The organism is Streptomyces sp., assembly GCF_050698815.1.
In the GTDB taxonomy this organism is placed as follows: Bacteria; Actinomycetota; Actinomycetes; order Streptomycetales; family Streptomycetaceae; genus Streptomyces.
In genome coordinates this window covers 1-5583 of the sequence record NZ_JBOHCV010000679.1, presented here as the reverse complement: position 1 = coordinate 5583, position 5583 = coordinate 1, and the positions used below count along the sequence as shown (strand labels likewise).

General features: G+C 68.0%; 4 protein-coding genes. 1 reads left to right on the top strand and 3 read right to left on the bottom strand.

Annotation, left to right across the window (positions count from 1 at the left end):
- Positions 1 to 1114 (bottom strand): LCP family protein (locus tag ACRDP3_RS24310; RefSeq protein ID WP_431519137.1); only part of this gene is annotated, 1114 nt, incomplete at its 3' end.
- 157 nt (positions 1115 to 1271) lie between these two features.
- On the opposite strand from ACRDP3_RS24310, the gene ACRDP3_RS24305 reads away from it, so the two are divergent.
- Positions 1272 to 2306, top strand: coding sequence for a glycosyltransferase family 2 protein (locus ACRDP3_RS24305; RefSeq protein ID WP_431519136.1), 1035 nt, complete (start codon positions 1272 to 1274; stop codon positions 2304 to 2306).
- A 100-nt stretch (positions 2307 to 2406) separates the two neighbouring features.
- Here the strand turns inward: ACRDP3_RS24305 and ACRDP3_RS24300 are convergent, their stop codons facing one another.
- Complete coding sequence (locus ACRDP3_RS24300) at positions 2407 to 4086, bottom strand: LCP family protein (RefSeq protein ID WP_431519135.1); 1680 nt, start codon at positions 4084 to 4086, stop codon at positions 2407 to 2409.
- Between the two features lie 76 nt (positions 4087 to 4162).
- Positions 4163 to 5583 (bottom strand): LCP family protein (locus ACRDP3_RS24295; protein ID WP_431519134.1); only part of this gene is annotated, 1421 nt, incomplete at its 5' end.

Below are 5583 nucleotides of genomic sequence, written 5' to 3'. Positions count from 1 at the left end.
GGCCCTCCCGGCCTGTTCCGTTCTCCACCTGCACCTGGATGCTGCCCGGTGGAATCCCGACGAGCGCTGGCTGAGCGGCCTTTCCGGCCTGGCCGGAGCCGCCCTCGCCGCCGGTGGCGCGCTCGGTGTCCTGCGGCTTCTCCTTCGTGAGTGGACGGTCCGCGCGCAGCGCCCCGAAGAGCCTCCTGGATTCGGCCTCGTCCCATTTCACCGTCGAGCCCAGCTTGGGCACGGTGTAGTCCGAATCCTCGATGGGGACGGAGGCGAACTCGGAGGACTCCGTTGTGAAGCGCCGCATGGCCCGGCCCAGTTCGAGCATCTGATCGCTGCCGAGGTCGTCGTCGGCCCGTACGGAGTCGAGGATGGTGGAGGCGACCTTCCTCAGTTTCACGGGGTTCATCAGGACACCGCTGGCGGTGGCCTTTTCGATGACGGAGGCGAGGAAGTGCTGCTGGCGCTTCATCCTGCTCAGGTCGGAGCCGTCGCCCAGGTGCCTGGCACGTACGTACTGCAGGGCGCGGCCGCCGTCGAGATTGGTCCTGCCCGCAGGCAGATTCAGTCCGGAGCGGCTGTCGTGGAGAGACTCCTCCGTGCAGACCGGCACGCCGCCCAGCACGTCCACGGTGCGCATGAAACTGGTGAAGTCGACCTCCAGATAGTGGTCGATGTGGATGCGGGTCATGGCTTCGACGGTGCTGACCGTCAGCGGTGCGCCGCCGTGTGCGTAGGCGGAGTTGAGCTTCGCCGGCACCGCGGCATGCCGTTTGCCGGTGCCCGCGTCGGTGTGGGCGGGAAGCTTCGTGTAGGAGTCGCGCGGGAGGCTGACGACGCTGGCGCGGTCGTGGTCGGCGGAGAGGTGCACGAGCATCAGGGTGTCGGTGCAGTCACAGGCCGAGCCGCCGAGGCGGTATTTCTCCCGTTGTTCGCGTGAGAGCTTGTCGCGCCGATCGGTGCCGACGACGAGGAAGTTGACGCCTCCGGTGTCCCGGGGACGGTCGGTCAGCCCCTGAAAGGGATCGACTCTTTTCACGTCCGCGTTGAGTCCGTTGACCATCACGTGCCCGACGCCGCTCGCCCCCAGCACCAGTACGGAGAGGGCCGTTGCGAGGCGCACACCCCAGCGGGGCCTCTGGCCGTTTTTCTGTGCTTCCGCGCGCATTGCCATACCTTAGGGCGATACGATCTGTGCCTCTTGATCACACGCCGCCCCGCGGTTCTGCGGCACTCGGCTGGCGTGCGGAGGCATCCCCCTGTCGCGGTAACGTGAACGTGTGACTGATAGGACTTCCTCGACGAGCGCGGAGCTGCCCGCCGTCTCGGTGATCATGCCGGTTCTCAACGAGGAACGGCACCTGCGCAGCTCCGTGAAGCACATCCTCCAGCAGGAGTACGACGGTGAGCTGGAGGTCGTCATCGCCCTCGGCCCGTCGGCGGACCGTACGGACGAGATCGCGGCGGAGCTGGTCCGTGAGGACCGGCGGGTGCACACCGTTCCCAACCCGAGCGGCCGTACGCCCGCGGCGCTGAACGCCGCGATCAAGGCATCGAGACACCCGGTCGTGGTGCGCGTGGACGGGCACGGCATGCTCTCGCCGGGCTACATCTCGACGGCTGTCAGGCTCCTGTCGGAGACCGGCGCGGCCAACGTCGGCGGCCTGATGCACGCCGAGGGGGAGAACGACTGGGAGCGGGCCGTCGCCGCCGCCATGACCTCCAGGGTCGGCGTCGGGAACGCCGCCTTCCACACCGGCGGCCGGGCGGGCGAGGCCGAGACCGTCTACCTCGGGGTCTTCCGGCGCGAGATGCTGGAACAGCTGGGCGGCTACAACGAGGAGTTCATCCGCGCGCAGGACTGGGAGCTGAACTTCCGGATCCGCGGGGCCGGCGGTCTGATCTGGTTCTCGCCGGAGCTGAAGGTCGCCTACCGGCCGCGCCCCAGCGTGCGCGCCCTCGCGAAGCAGTACAAGAACTACGGCCGTTGGCGGCACGTCGTCGCGCGCTATCACTCGGGGTCTATCAGCCTGCGCTATCTCGCGGCGCCGGTCGCGCTGTGCGCGATAGCGGCGGGTGTGGTCCTCGGTGTCGCGGTGACGCCGTGGGGTTTTCTCGTGCCGGGCGGCTATCTGGCGGCCATCACCGCGGGCTCGCTGCCCGCAGGCCGGGACTTGCCGCTGAAGACCCGCGTACGGATTCCGGTCGCGCTGGCCACGATGCACATGTCGTGGGGGTGGGGGTTCCTGACGAGCCCGCGGAAGCTGGCGCGGAAGGTGATCGCGTCCCGCCGGGAGCCGGTGCCGGCTCCCTAGCCGTGTGACCGCGCAGCAACAGGACAACGGTAAGGGGCGGCCACCAAGGTGGCCGCCCCTTACCGTTGCCGGTGGCATGCCCGCTGTCAGGTCATCCGGGTCACCACACGTACGACGGGTTGACCTCCATGCACGCCGCCTTGTCGTCACCCCGGAGCGCGTCCGCGCTGTCCGGTGCCTTGTTCTTCTTCTCTTCGCCGTCGGACCCGCCGTCCTCGCCCTTCGGGTAGGCCGTGCCCTCGCGCCAGTCCGCGCCGATCACCAGGGTCACCTCCTGCACGCCGTTCGAGTGCTTGACAGCACGGTCGGGCAGACCCAATGCCTTGGCGACGGCGAGCGCGTCGCCCCGCTGGGCCGCGCGCGGGTAGCTGACCGTGGTGTCCGCCTGCGACTTGGGCCCCTGATCGGCGGTTGCCTGGTCGAAGCCCTCCTGGCCCAGGTGTTCCACGATGGCTCCGGCCCGCCCCGTGACCGGGGCCTGCAGCGCGGTGCCCGTGCCGTTCATCACCCGTACCGGAAGCCGGGACTTCGGTGTCGACGGCTCGGTCGGCTCCGGCGACTTCTCGGCTCCGGCCTTCTTCTTGTCCCGGCCGTCCAGCGACACGTCGTTGCGGATGAGGGAGAAGGTGTGGTCCGCGTCGCCCTCCTTGGGCACCACGTAGCCGCCCGGCGCGTACTTCCACGGCATCGTCGCCATAGTGATGCGCTTGGTCGGCACCCGCTTGAGGTCGTTGCCGAGGTCGTAGAGCTTCTTCACCGTGCCGAGGCCCTCGTCGACCGTGAGCGCCTTGGTCGCCGCCTCGGCCAGGTCGCGCATCTTGCCGGGGTCGCTGAGCTTCGTACCGGCCTTGAGCTGGCGGACCATCGAGTTCATGTACATGTGCTGGGCGCGGGCGCGGCCGATGTCGGTGCCGTCGCCGAAGCCGTGCCGGGTACGCAGCCAGTGCAGGGCCTGCTCGCCGCGAACCACCGACTCGCCCTTCTTCAGCCGCAGCTTGGACTGGGGGTCGGCGACGTTGTCGTCCACGCAGACGGGGACACCGCCCACCGCGTCCGCCATCGAGACCACACCGGAGAAGTCGATCATCATGAAGTGGTCGACCGGGATACCGGTCAACTCCTCCCAGGCGGCGACGGTGCAGCCCGGACCGCCGTGCTGGAGGCTTGTGTTGATCTTGGCGGTCGTCTTCGGGTGGACCTTGCCGTCATCGGGGTCGGTGCACTTGGGAATCGTCGCCTTGGTGTCCCGGGGGATGGAGAGCACCGACATGTTGCTGCGGTCCGCCGAGACGTGCAGCAGCATCTGCACGTCGGCCAGCGGCGGCCGGTCACGGTCCGCCCTGGAGCCGCCCAGCTGGACGTTCTTCTTGGAATTCCGGGAGTCGGAGCCCAGCAGCAGAATGTTGAGCGGTGTCTGGCCGGCGGCATTGGGATTGCTCTTGTCGAGCTTGTTGTCGCCGAGGTTGAGCAGGTCCTTGCTGAGGTTGCCGTTCAGGTGTGCGTAGTAGAAGTAGCCCGCTCCCGCGGTGGCGAGTATCAGCAGTGACAGACAGAGGATGAACCAGCGCAGCACGCGTCTCTTCCTGCGCGGCCGCGCGCCGCCCCCGCCATCGCCGGAACCGTCGCCGGAACCGCCGTTCGCACCGCTGCCCTGGCCGTGGCCCCGCCGCGCGCGTGGCACCCGGCCGTCCTCGTACAGCGAGTCGTCCCATCCGCGCTCACGCGCCGTGGGCGCGCCGCTTCGCGTCCCCTGCCCGCCTCGAATGCTGTTCAGCCGCACGGGGCCTCCCCGTTCGTTTCCTCACGTGGTGCGCCCTTCCCGGCCGCTTGGCGGAGCGGCCGGAAGGCGCGGCACGTCACTTCGCGCAGATGTTCTTGTCGTTCGCCTTGACGTTCTGAACGCCGTCCGGGGCCTTCTCGGGTGCCTCGACCGGCTCGCCCGCCTTGGTGAAGTCCTTGCCCAGGGTGAGCTCCATCGCCTTGCCGACGCTCGAGCTCTGTTTCATCGCCGATTTCGGCAGTCCCAGCATCTCGGCGAGGGTGGCCGCCTGTCCTGCCTGGGTGGAGGAGAACTCCAGCCGTGTCTTGGACAGTTGCGCGGAGGCGTTGCCGGCGTTGGTGGAGAGCGCTACACCCTTCTGGTTCTGCATCCAGTCCACCGTTTCCTGTGCCGCGCCCACGGGGCCGCCGCCGTTGCGTACGTCCACGCGCACCTGCGACGCCGGGACCTTCTTGGCCTTGGCCGGGTCCTTCTTCTTCGCGTCCTTCTTCGTCTTGGTGAGCGACTTGTCCGCCTGCACCATCTTGAAGAGCGGCCGCGCCTTCGCCTCGTCCAGTATGACCGTGGCCGGGTCGTCCGGGTTGTCCAGGACGGGAACGGTGGCGAAGGTGATGTTCTTGGGGTCGACCTGCTTCAGTTCCTTGGCCAGGTTCATCAGCTTGTTGACGCTGCCGATGCCGGTGTCCACCGTGAGGGCCTTGGTCGCGGCGTTGGCCAGGCTGTAGAGCTTCGTCGGATCGCCCAGGGTGTCACTGGACTTCATCTTCCGGATCATCGAGCTGAGGAACTGCTGCTGCAGTTCGATCCGGCTCAGGTCACTTCCGAAGCCGACCGTCTTGCGGGTGCGGACGAACGCGAGGGCCTGCTCGCCCTTGACGACGTGCCTGCCCGCTTTGAGCTTGAGGTGCGACTTGGGGTCGTCGATGTCCTTGGCGGCGCAGACCTCGACGCCGCCGACCGCCGTGGACAGCTCCTTGACCGCGTTGAAGTCGGCCATCATGAAGTGGTTGATCTTGACGCCGGTCAGCTTCTCGACCGTGCGCCAGGTGCAGCCGGGGTCCCGCTCGGACTGACCCAGGCTGGTGTTGAACCGTGCGCCCTGCTGGCCCGGAATGGTCTTGGTCGAGCCGTCCTTCTGCTTGGTCGGGCAGTTGGGGATGTCGGTGACCATGTCGCGCGGGATGGAGAGCGCGGTGGCGTTGGTGCGGTCCTCGGAGACATGGAAGAGGAACGTGGTGTCGGCGTGGCCGACGCTCTGGCTGTCGCCGTAGCCGCTGTTGCCCTTGCCCTTACGGGCGTCGGTGCCCAGCACGAGTATGTTCACCGGACCGTCGGTCACGGCCCCGTTGTTCATGCCGACGTCGACCTTGTTGATGTTGCCGTTGAAGTGCTCGTACAGGAAATAGCCTCCCAGGCACCCCGCGATCAGTATCAGCCCCAGGGCCCCACCGCCCCAGCGCAGCACCTTCTGCTTCCTCGACACCCCCGCCTTGGGCC